This is a genomic window from Bacillus sp. FSL K6-3431, from assembly GCF_038002605.1.
GTDB lineage: Bacteria > Bacillota > Bacilli > Bacillales > Bacillaceae_C > Lederbergia.
Window position 1 is genome coordinate 3,341,245 of sequence record NZ_JBBOCT010000001.1, and the last position, 14,050, is coordinate 3,355,294.

At 37.7% G+C, this 14,050-nt stretch carries 15 protein-coding genes; 14 read left to right on the forward strand and 1 reads right to left on the reverse strand.

Going from position 1 to position 14,050, the window contains the following annotated elements:
- Window positions 1-7: 7 nt before the first annotated feature.
- Both MHB53_RS16150 and MHB53_RS16155 read left to right on the forward strand, forming a co-directional pair.
- The gene (locus MHB53_RS16150; protein WP_340920218.1) at window positions 8-934 is read left to right on the forward strand and encodes a PLP-dependent cysteine synthase family protein; all 927 of its coding nucleotides are present in this window, start codon (window positions 8-10) and stop codon (window positions 932-934) included.
- Entirely contained in the window at window positions 934-2,073 is a 1,140-nt protein-coding gene (locus MHB53_RS16155) for a bifunctional cystathionine gamma-lyase/homocysteine desulfhydrase (protein ID WP_340920220.1), read from the forward strand. The genes MHB53_RS16150 and MHB53_RS16155 overlap by 1 nt, the downstream gene beginning before the upstream one ends.
- 126 nt (window positions 2,074-2,199) lie before the next feature.
- On the opposite strand, the gene MHB53_RS16160 is transcribed toward MHB53_RS16155, so the two are convergent.
- Window positions 2,200-2,481 carry an AbrB/MazE/SpoVT family DNA-binding domain-containing protein gene (locus tag MHB53_RS16160; RefSeq protein ID WP_340920222.1) on the reverse strand — a complete coding sequence of 94 codons (282 nt, stop codon included), beginning with the start codon at window positions 2,479-2,481 and terminating at the stop codon, window positions 2,200-2,202.
- 373 nt (window positions 2,482-2,854) lie between these two features.
- Between MHB53_RS16160 and metG the strand changes: the two genes are divergently transcribed.
- The 12 genes from metG to spoVG all read left to right on the forward strand — a co-directional run bounded on the left by metG (window position 2,855) and on the right by spoVG (window position 14,028).
- Window positions 2,855-4,822 carry a methionine--tRNA ligase gene (metG, locus tag MHB53_RS16165; RefSeq protein ID WP_340920225.1) on the forward strand — a complete coding sequence of 656 codons (1,968 nt, stop codon included), beginning with the start codon at window positions 2,855-2,857 and terminating at the stop codon, window positions 4,820-4,822.
- Between the two features lie 178 nt (window positions 4,823-5,000).
- Complete coding sequence (locus MHB53_RS16170) at window positions 5,001-5,768, forward strand: TatD family hydrolase (RefSeq protein WP_340920227.1); 768 nt, start codon at window positions 5,001-5,003, stop codon at window positions 5,766-5,768.
- Window positions 5,769-5,991: 223 nt separating this feature from the next.
- Window positions 5,992-7,236 carry a ubiquitin-like domain-containing protein gene (locus MHB53_RS16175; RefSeq protein WP_340920229.1) on the forward strand — a complete coding sequence of 415 codons (1,245 nt, stop codon included), beginning with the start codon at window positions 5,992-5,994 and terminating at the stop codon, window positions 7,234-7,236.
- A 571-nt stretch (window positions 7,237-7,807) separates the two neighbouring features.
- Window positions 7,808-8,365 (forward strand): ribonuclease M5, encoded by a 558-nt coding sequence (gene rnmV, locus MHB53_RS16180; protein ID WP_340924775.1) that lies wholly within the window; start codon window positions 7,808-7,810, stop codon window positions 8,363-8,365.
- Window positions 8,365-9,249: a 16S rRNA (adenine(1518)-N(6)/adenine(1519)-N(6))-dimethyltransferase RsmA gene (gene rsmA, locus MHB53_RS16185; protein ID WP_340920230.1), complete on the forward strand. Its 885-nt coding sequence runs from the start codon at window positions 8,365-8,367 to the stop codon at window positions 9,247-9,249. The genes rnmV and rsmA overlap by 1 nt, the downstream gene beginning before the upstream one ends.
- Window positions 9,250-9,322: 73 nt before the next feature.
- Window positions 9,323-10,201: a sporulation peptidase YabG gene (gene yabG / locus MHB53_RS16190; RefSeq protein WP_340920232.1), complete on the forward strand. Its 879-nt coding sequence runs from the start codon at window positions 9,323-9,325 to the stop codon at window positions 10,199-10,201.
- 256 nt (window positions 10,202-10,457) lie between these two features.
- Window positions 10,458-10,727 (forward strand): biofilm formation stimulator Veg, encoded by a 270-nt coding sequence (gene veg, locus MHB53_RS16195; protein ID WP_340920235.1) that lies wholly within the window; start codon window positions 10,458-10,460, stop codon window positions 10,725-10,727.
- Between the two features lie 94 nt (window positions 10,728-10,821).
- The gene (locus MHB53_RS16200) at window positions 10,822-11,004 is read left to right on the forward strand and encodes a small, acid-soluble spore protein, alpha/beta type (protein ID WP_340920237.1); all 183 of its coding nucleotides are present in this window, start codon (window positions 10,822-10,824) and stop codon (window positions 11,002-11,004) included.
- Between the two features lie 262 nt (window positions 11,005-11,266).
- Window positions 11,267-12,124, forward strand: coding sequence for a 4-(cytidine 5'-diphospho)-2-C-methyl-D-erythritol kinase (gene ispE / locus MHB53_RS16205; RefSeq protein WP_340920240.1), 858 nt, complete (start codon window positions 11,267-11,269; stop codon window positions 12,122-12,124).
- Window positions 12,125-12,332: 208 nt separating this feature from the next.
- Entirely contained in the window at window positions 12,333-13,166 is an 834-nt protein-coding gene (gene purR / locus MHB53_RS16210) for a pur operon repressor (RefSeq protein WP_340920242.1), read from the forward strand.
- 12 nt (window positions 13,167-13,178) lie between these two features.
- Window positions 13,179-13,553, forward strand: coding sequence for a RidA family protein (locus MHB53_RS16215; protein WP_340920244.1), 375 nt, complete (start codon window positions 13,179-13,181; stop codon window positions 13,551-13,553).
- A gap of 181 nt (window positions 13,554-13,734) precedes the next feature.
- Window positions 13,735-14,028, forward strand: a complete 294-nt coding sequence (gene spoVG, locus MHB53_RS16220; RefSeq protein ID WP_066146188.1) for a septation regulator SpoVG — start codon at window positions 13,735-13,737, stop codon at window positions 14,026-14,028.
- Window positions 14,029-14,050 lie beyond the last annotated feature (22 nt).

Consider the following 14,050-nt stretch of genomic DNA (forward strand, 5'->3'; position numbering starts at 1 on the left):
ATGGACAATGAAATATGCAAAAAATATTCAAGAGTTGATTGGGCATACACCACTGTTAGAAATTACTTCCTTTCCATTGCCGACAAGTGTTCGGTTGTTTGCAAAACTAGAGTATTTTAACCCAGGTGGCAGTGTGAAGGATAGACTCGGTTTATTTTTGCTCAAGCGGGCAATCGAGAGCGGTAAGCTAAAGAAAGGCGGCACGATTATTGAACCGACAGCGGGCAATACAGGCATCGGACTCGCGCTTGCTGCTTTAAAATATGAAGTGAACGCAATTTTTGTGACGCCCGAGAAATTCAGTAAGGAAAAACAGACGTTAATGCGGGCGCTTGGGGCAAAAGTTGTCAATACGCCAACAAAGCATGGAATGGAGGGCGCTATTCAAAAAACAAAGGAGCTATTAGCAAGTATTCCCAGAGCGTTTTATCCAGGTCAATTCCAAAATCTTAATAATCCGCAGACATATTATGAAACCTTAGGTCCGGAAATATATGAAGCACTAGATGGGAAGGTTCATATATTTATAGCTGGAGCGGGGTCTGGCGGCACCTTTATGGGAACATCTCGCTATTTAAAGGAGCGCAATGAGCAAATAAAATGTGTGATTGTAGAACCAGAGGGATCGATTTTAAATGGCGGGGTACCGAGGGCTCATCGAACGGAAGGAATCGGGATGGAATTTGTACCAACCTTTATGGATGAATCTTATTTTGATGGAATGTATACAATCTCTGATAATGAAGCTTTCTATTATTTGAAGGAGTTAGCGAAAAAAGAAGGCGTATTAGTAGGCAGTTCTTCAGGAGCTGCAATGGCTGCTAGTTTGGCAGAGGCAGAAAAGGCGAAGCCTGGTACAAATATTGTCACCATTTTCCCAGATAGCAGTGAACGATATATAAGTAGTAATATTTACGATGAGGTGGCTGAATGATGAAAAAGAAAACGAGATTAATCCATGGTGGCGTAGGCAGAGATCCCCATACAGGGGCTGTAACGATTCCAATTCATCACGCAAGTACATTTAAACAAAATGGTGTTGGAAATTTTGAATATGAATATGGAAGAACTGGAAATCCAACGAGGGAAGCACTGGAGAAGCTCATTACTGAGATGGAAGGCGGAGTTCGCGGTTTTGCGTTTGCATCGGGGATGGCGGCAATTACAGCGGTTATACAGCTTTTTTCCAAAGGTGATCATTTTATTTTTACAGATGATGTTTACGGTGGTACGTTTCGCCTGATGACGAAAGTATTTAATAAATTTGGTATTGAAGTGACGTTTGTAGATACAACTAAATTAGATCAGGTAAAAAGCGCCATTCGTGAAAATACGAAAGCTATTTACGTAGAAACGCCAACAAACCCACTACTGAAGATAACGGATCTTGAGGCGATTAGTTCGATTGCAAATGAATATGAGTTAAAATTAATCGTCGATAATACCTTTAGTACACCATACTGGCAAACACCGATTACATTTGGTGCTGATATCGTATTACACAGTGCTACAAAGTATTTAGGTGGACATAGTGACGTAGTATCTGGGCTTATTGTAGCTGCAGATAAAAAAATTGGAGAAGAATTGCATTTTATTCAAAACTCCACAGGTGGTATACTTGGCCCGCAAGATAGTTGGTTGCTGATGAGGGGTATTAAAACACTCGGTATTAGAATGGAAGAAATAGAAAGAAACACGAAAGAAATTTCTGAATTTTTAATAAACCACTCTGGTGTGGAAAAGGTATTTTATCCAGGATTTGAAGATCATCCTAGCCATTCGATTCATAAAAAGCAAGCTGATGGTTTCGGTGGAATGATTTCCTTTACAGTGGAAAATGAGGAAAAAGCACTGGCGCTTGTAAATAAGGTGAAATATTTTACCCTTGCTGAAAGTTTAGGAGCGGTCGAAAGTCTTATTTCGGTACCAGCATTAATGACCCACGCATCCATTCCACGTGAAAGAAGACTGGAATTGGGAATTGAAGATGGTCTTGTACGTATTTCAGTAGGGTTAGAAGATGTTGAAGATTTAGTTAATGATCTTAAACAAGCCTTAGAGTTAGACAGTTAAGGAACGCGTTAAGGAACGTTAAGGAACGTTAAGGAACAACGGCTAAGGTCGCCACGTCGTGTGGGCCTAAAAAAAGAAGTAGATTTATCCGTAGTTCACTCGGATAAGTCTACTTCTTTTGGTTCATTAATTTTTAGTAAATGCATCTTGAATTTCTTTAATCAGTTGGTCTGCGCCTTCGCGACTAAGAACAAGTTTACCACCAGCAAGTACTGCATTATTATCGGATACGTCTCCAGTAATTTGGCAAGTCATGCTTGGTTTATATTTTTTCAAAATAATTTTATCGTCGTCCACATAAATTTCAAGAGCGTCTTTTTCTTCTATACCTAATGTGCGGCGTAGTTCTATAGGAATTACTACCCGGCCCAACTCATCAACTTTACGCACAATACCTGTAGATTTCATGTTATTTCCTCCTACAATATTAAAAAATAGAATACTAGTTTAATCGCCATAATTCGACAATTTTCTTCGTGTTTTCAGCATACCATTCTTTCCCATTAACGTCAATTATTAAAAAAACAAAAAATGTAAGAAATAAAGATTTTCTTGCATTGTTCATTCAACGTGAGAATTGTTTTTCTTATTTGAAAAAATGTTCCAATGTTTAAAACCTTCTGTTCCTATAACATACGTTTTCCGTCTGATTACGCAAAAAGAATAAAAAGTAAGCATAAAAAAACTGCTCAAGTTGCGCAAATAGTTAATTTCACGTATATTTTGAAGATATAAGAGGTTAAGATGCCAATGAGAATTTATAGTTAATGGAGGGCTTAAGATGAAAGAAAAATTAAAAACGTTTTACTTAACAACACCGATTTATTATCCAAGTGGAAATTTACATATAGGTCATGCGTATACGACCGTGGCAGGTGATGCGATGGCGCGCTATAAAAGGCTACGTGGATATGATGTTATGTATTTAACGGGGACAGATGAGCACGGACAGAAAATTCAACAAAAGGCAGAAGAGAATGGATTATCTCCACAAGCATATGTAGATGATATAGTTAGTGGGATTCAGGATCTGTGGAATAAATTGGATATTTCATATGATGATTTTATCCGAACAACTGAAACACGCCATAAACAAGTAGTAGAAAAGATATTTCACCGTTTACTTGAACAAGGAGATATTTATCTTGATGAATATGAAGGTTGGTATTGTACACCTTGTGAGTCTTTCTTCACTGAATTCCAATTAGAAAATGGGAATTGCCCTGATTGTGGTCGTCCAGTTGAAAAAGTAAAAGAAGAGTCATATTTCTTTAAAATGAGTAAATATGTGGATCGACTAATTCAATATTACGATGAAAATCCGGAATTCATCCAACCAGAATCTAGAAAAAATGAAATGATTAATAATTTCTTAAAACCAGGACTAGAAGATTTAGCTGTATCTAGGACAACATTTGATTGGGGAATTAAAGTACCAGGGAATCCAAAACATGTTATTTATGTATGGATCGACGCATTGACGAACTATATCACCGCCCTTGGTTATGGATCGGACAACGACGCTAATTATGTAAAATATTGGCCAGCAGATGTTCATCTTGTTGGAAAAGAAATTGTTCGTTTTCACACTATTTATTGGCCAATTATGCTTATGGCTCTCGAACTGCCACTTCCAAAGAAAGTGTTTGCGCATGGTTGGTTGTTAATGAAAGATGGAAAAATGTCAAAATCAAAAGGTAATGTTGTAGACCCAGTTACGTTAATTGACCGCTATGGACTCGATGCTCTCCGTTATTACTTATTACGTGAAGTGCCGTTTGGTTCAGATGGCGTCTTTACACCTGAAGGATTTGTAGAGAGGATCAATTTCGATTTAGCAAATGATCTTGGTAATTTATTGAACAGAACAATTGCCATGATTAATAAATATTTCGATGGCAATATCCCAGCATATGAAGGTATAGTAACTGCCTTCGATGAAGATCTCCTAGCTGTCAATAAAGAAACAGTTAAACAATATGAAGTTGCCATGGAAAAAATGGAGTTTTCAGTTGCCTTAGTATCCGTCTGGCAATTAGTAAGTAGAACAAACAAATATATTGATGAAACGCAACCTTGGACTTTAGCTAAGGAAGAAACGAAACGTAAAGAACTTGGAAGTGTTATGGTTCATCTAGCTGACTCGTTAAGACGCGTTGCAATATTATTACAGCCATTTTTAACACAAACGCCTGGGAAAATCTTTGATCAGTTGAAAATAGAGAATGAGCAATATAAATCATGGGAAAGTCTTGAATCATTTGGAAATATACCAAAAGATACGATCGTTGTTAAAAAAGGCGAACCAATTTTTCCACGCTTAGAAATGGAAGAAGAGATAACGTATATCAAAGCCCAAATGCAAGGACAAGTTCCTGCCACGGAAGAACAACAGAAGCAAGAAGATGAGATATCTGAACCAAACCCAGAAATATCCATAGATGATTTTATGAAAGTGGAATTAAGGGTAGCGGAAGTTATTCATTGCGAGCCAGTAAAAAAGACAAATAAATTATTAAAACTCCAATTGGATCTAGGATATGAAAAAAGGCAAGTTATTTCGGGAATTGCAGAGTTTTATAAACCAGAAGAAGTAATCGGAAAGAAAGTAATAGTTGTAGCTAATTTAAAACCAGTGAAATTAAGAGGAGAATTATCACAAGGAATGATTCTTGCTGGTGAAAAAAGTGGTGTTCTTGCTTTAGCAAGCGTGGACCAAACTCTTGAAAACGGAGCGCTTGTAAAGTAAATTTAATAGTGCTGAAAATTCAGATATATTGTTATAACTTGGTAGCGTAGAGGGTGGAAGTGTTTACTTGCAGTTTATATATCCCTCTCTATGTTGCTTTAATGTAATATAAATGTTAGTTTACTGTGATAATGATAACGATACTATAGCGTATACTCTTAAAGAGAGGATTTTGACTATGCTTTTTGATACACATGTACATTTAAATGATGATCAATTCTCAGAAGATATTGAAGAAGTAATAAACCGAGCACAAGCTTCAGGCGTAGAAAAAATGGTTGTAGTTGGCTTTGATCGAAAGACGATCCAAAAGGCACTAGAGTTAATTGAGAAATACGAGTTTTTATACGCAAGTGTAGGTTGGCATCCCGTTGATGCAATCGATATGACTGAGGATGACCTGATTTGGATTGAAGGAATTGCAGCACATCCAAAAGTTGTAGCTCTTGGTGAAATGGGGTTAGACTATCATTGGGATAAATCTCCTAAGTCTGTCCAACAAGATGTGTTTAGAAGACAAATCAGACTAGCAAGAAAGCTGAATTTGCCAATTACCATCCATAATAGAGAAGCTACTCAAGATATCGTTCAAATATTGAAAGAAGAAAAGGCATATGAAGTTGGCGGAATTATGCATTGTTTCAGTGGTAGTGCAGAAGTTGCGAAGGAGTGTATAGATTTAAACTTTTATATTTCTTTAGGTGGCCCGGTAACATTTAAAAATGCAAAAAAACCAAAAGAAGTGGCCGTACAAGTGCCAATCGATCGTTTGCTCATTGAAACGGATTGTCCGTATTTGGCACCACATCCTTACCGAGGCAAAAGGAATGAACCTGCATTTGTAAAATTTGTTGCAGAAGAAATTGCGGAATTGAAGGGTCTTTCACTAGATGAAGTAGCGCAGGCAACGACAGCGAATGCAAAAAAAGTATTCAACATTGAATGACAAAAAATACGCTAATGTGTGAAAGTGGATGCCTTCTCTTAGTTGGTTTGCAGGAAATTCAACAAAACTTTACTACTCCAAAGAGTAATTTTGTCGTTAACTATTTCTTTTCTTTTTAGTAATCTATCGTCATAATGATGCGTAACTTACCAAAAAGGGATAGGGGTTGACAAATGATAAATAGTATATATATAATCTCTCGGAGAAGAAGGAGGCGTGTTTTGTGAAGACAAAACCCACAAAAAGGTTATCTTTTGCATCAATGAGTAGAAAGAAATTAGGTATTTTTGTTGCTAGTTTCATAGTGTTTTTAGCGACATTAAGCATCTTGACATACGAACGTACAAAGAATGTAGTCGCGCTTACAATTGATGGCGATGAAGTAGTAGTTAGAACGCATGCTAAAACGATTGGTGAAATTTTTACAGATCTTAACATAAATATAAAAGATGATGATTTTTTGTCTCATTCCAAAGATGCATTGGTTAAGAATAAACTCAATGTAATCTGGGAACCAGCAAAACTTGTTGTTTTAAAAGATGGAGAATATTCCGAACGAGTTTGGACGACGGCTAAAACAGTTGAAGAGTTTTTAGGTGAAAACAACATTACAATGTCTGAGCATGATCAAATTAGTGTTTCGCTTGAAGAGCAAATTTCAGAAAATATGAACCTAGCGATAGAGCGCGCTTTCCCCCTAATATTAAAGAATGGAAATAAAGAGGAGGAAGTTTGGTCAACTTCGACTACGGTCGCTGACTTTTTAGTACAGCAAGGAGTTACACTCGGTAATTTAGATCGTGTGGAACCAGAACCAGATACCAGCTTGGAGCCAAATGGTGTCATTAGCGTTATTCGAGTTGAAAAGGTCACCGATGTAGTGGAAGAACCAATTGATTACGCAATTGTGACGAAAAAAGATTCAAATATGACCAAAGGCGCTGAAAAAGTAGTTCAAGAAGGCGAAGAAGGTTTGTTGAAAAAAGAGTTTGAAGTGACAAAAGAAAATGGCAAGGAAGTTGCTAGAAAATTGGTCGACGAAAATAAGGTGAAAGATAGTACAGATAAAGTTGTAGCTGTAGGAACAAAGGTTATAGTTGCGCAGGCTTCACGTGGGCAATCTAAATCAGTACCTAGAACAAACAGCAGCGAAACTGTTGAGGCAACTCCAAGTGGCGGAGAAGAAATGTATGTCAGTGCTACAGCTTATACAGCTCAATGTAATGGTTGTTCAGGAGTTACAGCTACAGGTATTAATTTAAATGCTAATCCTAATCTTAAAGTGATTGCAGTTGATCCAAATGTCATCCCATTAGGGTCGAAAGTTTGGGTAGAGGGATATGGTCACGCCGTTGCAGGTGATACGGGTGGAGCAATCAAAGGAAACAAAATTGATCTATTTGTCCCGTCAAAGGAACAGGCATATAAATTTGGCAGAAAACAAGTGAAAATCAGAGTATTAAACTAAGTAATGATGAATCTGCAGGGGAAAGTCTTTCCTCTGCTTTTTGCATTATCCTTTTTTAGGTTATAATAGGAAAAGTGTATGCACCGTTTATTGTTGTGTATAAGAGGATGTTCAAAAAGTCACCAAATGATAAACGGCGAATTTCTTCGTGCTATAGGTACGTACTTCTACTAAAAGCGCCCACGTCCTGTGGGTAACGTAGAAGTCAGCACATCCTGTGCAAGTCCGGTTCTCACGTATTAAAAGCATACGCTCTGATCCTCAAAACCTTCTCGCCTCGAACTTCTTGTTTCTAATTTGGCATCATTTTGAACACGAACTATAACTTGGGGCCGCATGAATTTGGGTCTCAACAATGGGTGCTAGAACAAACAAAGAAAAACGACTTAAATATCTTGATCGGCTCTAGTAATGTGCATGAGCACGAATTTGGGCGACTAAAAAATCAGTTATTTAACTACCGATTGTCTTCGGTCCAATTAGGAAAGATGGCGTGAAAAAGGTATTAGAGAACCATCTTAATATATTAGACGTTTATCAAATGAAAAGAGTTTCAATATTTGGAGGGAAAATGAAAATAAAAGAAATTATTGTGGTAGAAGGTAAAGATGACACAAGAGCAATTCAAAGAGCTATTAATGCAGATACAATTGAAACAAATGGATCAGCGGTTTCTAAAGAAACGATTGAAAAGATCAAGCTAGCACAACGAGTGAGAGGTGTGATCGTTTTAACAGACCCGGATTTTCCAGGTGAAAAAATACGTAAATATATCTCTCAACATGTTCCCGATTGTAAACATGCATTTATTGATAAGAAGCAAGCCTTACCTGCACATGGTCGTGGCCTGGGAGTCGAACATGCATCTGATGCTGTTATTCAGGAAGCGTTAAAAGAGGCTCAGCAGATGGAGACAGATGCTGAGGAGTGGATTTCTAAGGACGAATTAATGGACGCTGGATTAATCGGAGGGGCAAAAGCAAAAGTTCGCAGAGAGAGAATTGGTGAATTACTTAAAATTGGTTATACAAATGGAAAACAGCTTCATAAGCGTTTAATGATGTTCCAAATATCCAAGGAGGATTTTACAAAAGCATTAAAGACCGTTTTACAGGAGGAACAAAACTAATGCAAAAAGATATTGCCACACCATTACGCACAAAAGAGATTCTAAAAAAGTATGGATTTTCATTCAAAAAAAGCTTAGGACAAAACTTTTTAATTGACCCAAATATTTTACGTAATATTACTGGTTTTGCAGAATTAACAAAAGACTCTGGTGCAATTGAGATCGGACCAGGAATAGGAGCATTAACGGAACATTTAGCTAGAGCTAGTAAGAAAGTCGTTGCATTTGAAATTGACCAGCGTTTATTCCCCATTTTGGAAGATACGCTTTCTCCTTATGGCAATATTAATCTTATTCATCAAGATATACTTGAAGCAGATTTAAAACAACTGATTATAGATGAGTTTAATGACGTGAAAGATGTGATGGTAGTAGCTAATCTTCCCTATTACGTAACCACTCCTATTATTTTGAAATTATTAGAAGCAGACTTACCGCTACGAGGGATTGTCGTCATGCTACAAAAAGAGGTAGCGGAAAGAATAGCTGCAAAGCCAAGTACGAAAGAATATGGATCGTTATCGATTGCAATTCAATATTATACAACAGCTGAAACGGTAATGGTTGTACCAAAAACAGTTTTTATGCCGCAACCGAATGTAGACTCTGCTGTTATCCGATTAATTAAGCGGGAAAAGCCCGCAGTTGATGTAACCGATGAAGTGTTTTTCTTTAAGCTTGTTAGAATGTCTTTTGCTCAACGCCGAAAAACAATATTAAATAACTTAACAATCGGGCTGCCACAAGGAAAAGAAAAAAAAGCAGAGATCATTCATGTTCTTGAATCGGTTGGCATTGATCCGAGAAGAAGAGGAGAAACCCTCTCTATTCAAGAGTTCGGTGTATTAAGTAATGCATTATGGTCTTTATTTCATTCATTTTGACACAACAACTTGAATCATAGCATAGCCTGTGACTAGGAATGTACTTATTCGCTGTTCATTGGAGTTGGTGACTATGATCGAAATCAATATGATTGTTGGCCGTCTTTCCTATCAATGTGATATCTTATTCAGAGTCATCGATATGAGGGAGATAGGCGGCCAACAGGTGGCTATTTTGTCAGGAAAAGATTACCGTCTTGTGGCAGATGCCCCAGTTATAGATTTGATTCTTATTTCTGAAAGTGAACAGCTTAAGAAAATAACGGAAGTACGTTCACTTGAAGAACAATCATTTGAACTGTTTAGACAAGATGTGGATCTTCTTCGTCTTACCCAAGAATATAAAGAGACGTCAATGTATAGAAAAGAACTAAATTCTTTCCAAGTTCCTGGGCGTGTACTTCATCTTGATGGGGATGCCTATTATTTGGAAAAATGCCTAGATCTATATGAAAGGCTTGGAGTGACAGTACACGGTGTTCATTGTAATGAAAAAGAAATGCATCTACGCATCGCTGAATTAATTGAACTGTATCGTCCGGATATACTTGTTATTACAGGACATGATGCATATTCAAAAACGAAAGGGAAAAAAATTGATTTAAATGCGTATCGCCATTCTAAATATTTCGTAGAAACTGTAAAAGAGGCAAGGAAAAAGATACCGAGCCTCGACCAGCTTGTTATTTTCGCTGGGGCATGCCAATCCCATTTTGAATCCCTCATTTTCGCCGGAGCAAATTTTGCAAGTTCACCTCTTCGGGTAAATATTCATGCACTTGACCCAGTATATATTGTAGCCAAAATAAGTTTTACGCCATTTATGGAAAGAATAAATGTGTGGGATGTCTTACGAAATACACTCACAGGAGAAAAAGGTCTTGGGGGTATCGAAACGAGGGGGGTTCTCCGTACAGGTATGCCTTTTAAACCAGCATTACTTGAGGAATAACATAAGAAGGATGAAAAAAGCATTGGAATCTGACACCAGTGCTTTTTAATTTAACAAGTGGTGAAATAAATAATTGTTTCATTTATGATTAGATACATAATAATCCGATATTTGAATATAATAAACATGTTGTAAATTTAGTGATTTTGTTGATAAAAAAACATTGACAACAAGATGGTTTCATTGGTAAAATTAATGATTTGTTTGACATTTTTAAAGCGCTGTGGTAAAATAAAAAGCAGTGAGGTGGAGCGATATGCCAAAAACATTAGCAAGCATTAAAAAATCCCTTGATTCCAACTTGGGTAAGAGATTAATGTTAAAAGCAAATGGAGGCCGCAGAAAAACAATTGAACGTTCTGGGGTTTTGGCAGAAACTTATCCATCAGTTTTTGTCATCGAATTAGATCAAGAGGAAAATGCCTTTGAGCGTGTTTCCTATAGCTATGCAGATGTACTAACGGAAACAGTTGAATTAACTTTCTACGAAGATACAGCAGGTAACTTAGTTCTAGGACAGCAGTAAACATTCATTTGTTTACTGTTGTTTTTTATTTCCTTCAGTAATTTCAGGATAATGGTCCACACTAAGAAAGCGGGTGTTAAAGGGGGAATTTATTTTGGGTAGACGTAGAGGTGTAATGTCTGATCAATTGAAAGAAGAGTTGGCAAAAGAGCTTGGCTTTCATGACGTCGTCCAAAAGGAAGGCTGGGGCGGCATCAGAGCAAGAGATGCAGGCAATATGGTTAAGCGTGCAATCGAAATGGCGGAAAGGCAGCTTGCCGAAAAAAATGATGAATGACAATTTGCTCCTCTAGCCTGAAGATAATGAACACATTTTACCCGCAAAAGCCGAAGTAACCGCTTCGGCTTTTTTTGATAGGGGAAATAATTCTGTGTCTAGCTTCGCAGTTAAAAGTGACGAATTAAAACGGTCAATAGAAACATTTTGAAATAAATGAATTTGCACTTTTTTATAATATTATTGTCATATGTTTCGATAGAGGAAGGTTTCGTGTTAAAATGGGAAAAATGAAGAGACGGAAGACAAGCAGGTGAAAACAATGAAACTTTTAATGAAGGCGCCAGCCAAAATCAATTTATCTTTAGATGTTTTGAATAAGCGAGCGGACGGTTATCATGAAGTCGAAATGGTAATGACGACAATTGATTTGGCGGATCGCATTGAATTGGCCGCATTGAATGAAGATAAGATCAAGATTATTTCCCATAATCGTTTTGTTCCTGATGATCAGCGGAATCTTGCTTATCAAGCAGCTAAGCTTTTGAAAGAAAGGTATGACGTGAAAGAAGGAGTATCTATCTCTATCGATAAAATAATTCCTGTAGCAGCAGGCTTAGCCGGCGGAAGTAGTGATGCAGCTGCCACATTAAGGGGGTTAAATACTTTATGGGGTCTTGAGTTAACAGTAAATGAGATGGCGGAACTTGGTGCAGAAATTGGCTCTGATGTATCCTTTTGTGTTCATGGGGGTACTGCTTTGGCACAGGGACGAGGAGAAATGATTACAAAACTACCAGCTCCACCAAATTGTTGGGTAATCTTAGCTAAGCCTTCTATCGGTGTGTCGACAGCGGATATATACAAAAATCTTGATATTCAAAGCATACAACATCCTAATACGAATGCGATGGTAAATGCATTAAAAGATCAAAGATACGATGAGATCTGTCGGCATATGGGCAATGCACTTGAAGGAGTCACATTAAAGTTACACCCGGAGGTACTTCATATTAAAGAACAAATGGAAAGGTTCGGGGCTGATGCTGTTATGATGAGTGGAAGTGGCCCAACTGTTTATGGTTTAGTCCATCATGAATCGCGGTTGCAGCGAATATATAATGGCCTCCGAGGATTTTGCGGCCAAGTGTTTGCGGTTAGAATGCTTGGTGATGAATAATCAAACTGACTATCGACGAAAAGCACAGGAATCTAGAATCCTTGGAAATGAGAGAGGAGAGACAGCCTAGGTACGTCGCGTCGAAGTAGGAAGAGTAGGTATGATCTACATCGTGCAAAATCAAATGAGCAAATCTTGCTAATAACCGTACAATCGTGTATATTTACTGTAATAATATTCGTATTTGGTTTACGCAGGAGGTTATAAAATGAAATTCCGCCGCAGCGAGCGTCTTGTGGACATGACTCATTATTTAATGAATCATCCTAGAAAGCTTGTTTCATTAACTCATTTTTCTCAAAAATACTCATCAGCTAAGTCATCTATTAGTGAGGATTTAGTCATTATAAAGGATACATTTGAAAATCAAGGGATTGGTACCCTACAAACGTATCCTGGGGCTGCAGGGGGGGTTAAATACATCCCTAAGGTAAAGGAAGCACAGGCTGAAGAATTTGTCGGCCAACTTTGTCATCTTATTGCAGATACAGATCGATTACTTCCAGGTGGCTACTTATACATGACAGACTTGCTTGGCGATTCTCAAATATTGAATGAAGTTGGAAAGCATTTAGCATCTGCTGTTTCAAACCGTGATATAGATGTAATTATGACTGTAGCAACGAAGGGGATTCCTATTGCTCAAGCGGTTGCACACCATTTAAATGTTCCTTTTGTCGTGGTGAGACGTGATAGTCTTGTAACAGAAGGTTCGACTGTCAGTATAAATTATGTTTCTGGCTCATCAAAGCGTCTGCAAACTATGTCTCTTTCAAAACGTAGTTTAAAGGAAGGTGCAAAGGTTTTAATAGTCGATGACTTTATGAAGGCTGGAGGCACTGTAAACGGGATGGTTAATCTTCTCGCTGAATTTAATGCCACTGTAGCTGGAATTGCAGTTCTAGTCGAAGCGGAATACCAGGAAGAGCGCCTTGTAGAAGATTATATATCACTTATTAAACTGTCAGATGTCGATGTAAAAGGGAAGCAGATCAATGTAGTAAAAGGGAACTTCTTTTTTGAAAAAACAAAATTTTTATAAGGAGTGATTTTAATGAGATCAGTATCTACAAACAAAGCACCGGCTGCTATTGGCCCATATTCACAAGGAATTATAGTTAATAATATGTTTTTTAGCTCGGGACAAATTCCGTTAACTTCAGAAGGAACAATCGTTTCGGAGGATGTTACCGAACAGGCGCACCAAGTTTTCCGTAACCTAGAAGCGGTGTTAGTGGAAGCAGGCGCTTCATTTGATACAGTAGTGAAAGCGACTGTCTTTATTAAAAATATGGATGATTTTGCTGTTATAAATGATGTATACGCTGGATACTTTCCAATACATAAACCCGCACGATCTTGTGTGGAGGTAGCGCGTTTACCTAAAGATGTACTTCTTGAAATCGAAGTAATCGCACTTATTCGATAAAATTTACCACCATTCCTATTGCGGGAGTGGTGGTTTTTATTAGCTTCAAAAACGCAAAATATCCAAAATAAACCTTTTAAATGTAAATTTTATAAAGATTTACATTTAAAAGAAGGAGATAGATAACTTTTGTTGAATACATACTTATGATTCTATCTAGGGGCAGAAGGTGGTGAACACAATGGAAGTAACAGATGTGAGATTACGCCGTGTTAACACAGAAGGACGAATGAGAGCGATTGCATCAATTACGCTGGATAACGAATTTGTTGTTCACGACATTCGTGTGATTGACGGAAATAACGGATTGTTTGTTGCAATGCCAAGCAAGCGTACTCCGGACGGAGAATTCCGTGATATTGCTCATCCGATCAATTCAAACACTCGTAGCAAAATTCAGGATGTTGTATTGGCAGAGTATCATCGTATGGGGGAAATCGAAGAACCAGAGTTGGAAGAAGCTGGTGCTTCCTAATTATACAACTGCAAGAAGTGCC

What these genes read in the sequence shown, in the direction of transcription:
- MHB53_RS16150 (WP_340920218.1), top strand. Translation starts at nt 8, where the DNA reads ATGAAATATGCAAAAAATATTCAAGAGTTGATTGGGCATACACCACTG.
- MHB53_RS16155 (WP_340920220.1), top strand. Translation starts at nt 934, where the DNA reads ATGAAAAAGAAAACGAGATTAATCCATGGTGGCGTAGGCAGAGATCCC.
- MHB53_RS16160 (WP_340920222.1), bottom strand. Translation starts at nt 2,481, where the DNA reads ATGAAATCTACAGGTATTGTGCGTAAAGTTGATGAGTTGGGCCGGGTA.
- metG (WP_340920225.1), top strand. Translation starts at nt 2,855, where the DNA reads ATGAAAGAAAAATTAAAAACGTTTTACTTAACAACACCGATTTATTAT.
- MHB53_RS16170 (WP_340920227.1), top strand. Translation starts at nt 5,001, where the DNA reads ATGCTTTTTGATACACATGTACATTTAAATGATGATCAATTCTCAGAA.
- rnmV (WP_340924775.1), top strand. Translation starts at nt 7,808, where the DNA reads ATGAAAATAAAAGAAATTATTGTGGTAGAAGGTAAAGATGACACAAGA.
- rsmA (WP_340920230.1), top strand. Translation starts at nt 8,365, where the DNA reads ATGCAAAAAGATATTGCCACACCATTACGCACAAAAGAGATTCTAAAA.
- yabG (WP_340920232.1), top strand. Translation starts at nt 9,323, where the DNA reads ATGATCGAAATCAATATGATTGTTGGCCGTCTTTCCTATCAATGTGAT.
- veg (WP_340920235.1), top strand. Translation starts at nt 10,458, where the DNA reads ATGCCAAAAACATTAGCAAGCATTAAAAAATCCCTTGATTCCAACTTG.
- ispE (WP_340920240.1), top strand. Translation starts at nt 11,267, where the DNA reads ATGAAACTTTTAATGAAGGCGCCAGCCAAAATCAATTTATCTTTAGAT.
- purR (WP_340920242.1), top strand. Translation starts at nt 12,333, where the DNA reads ATGAAATTCCGCCGCAGCGAGCGTCTTGTGGACATGACTCATTATTTA.
- MHB53_RS16215 (WP_340920244.1), top strand. Translation starts at nt 13,179, where the DNA reads ATGAGATCAGTATCTACAAACAAAGCACCGGCTGCTATTGGCCCATAT.
- spoVG (WP_066146188.1), top strand. Translation starts at nt 13,735, where the DNA reads ATGGAAGTAACAGATGTGAGATTACGCCGTGTTAACACAGAAGGACGA.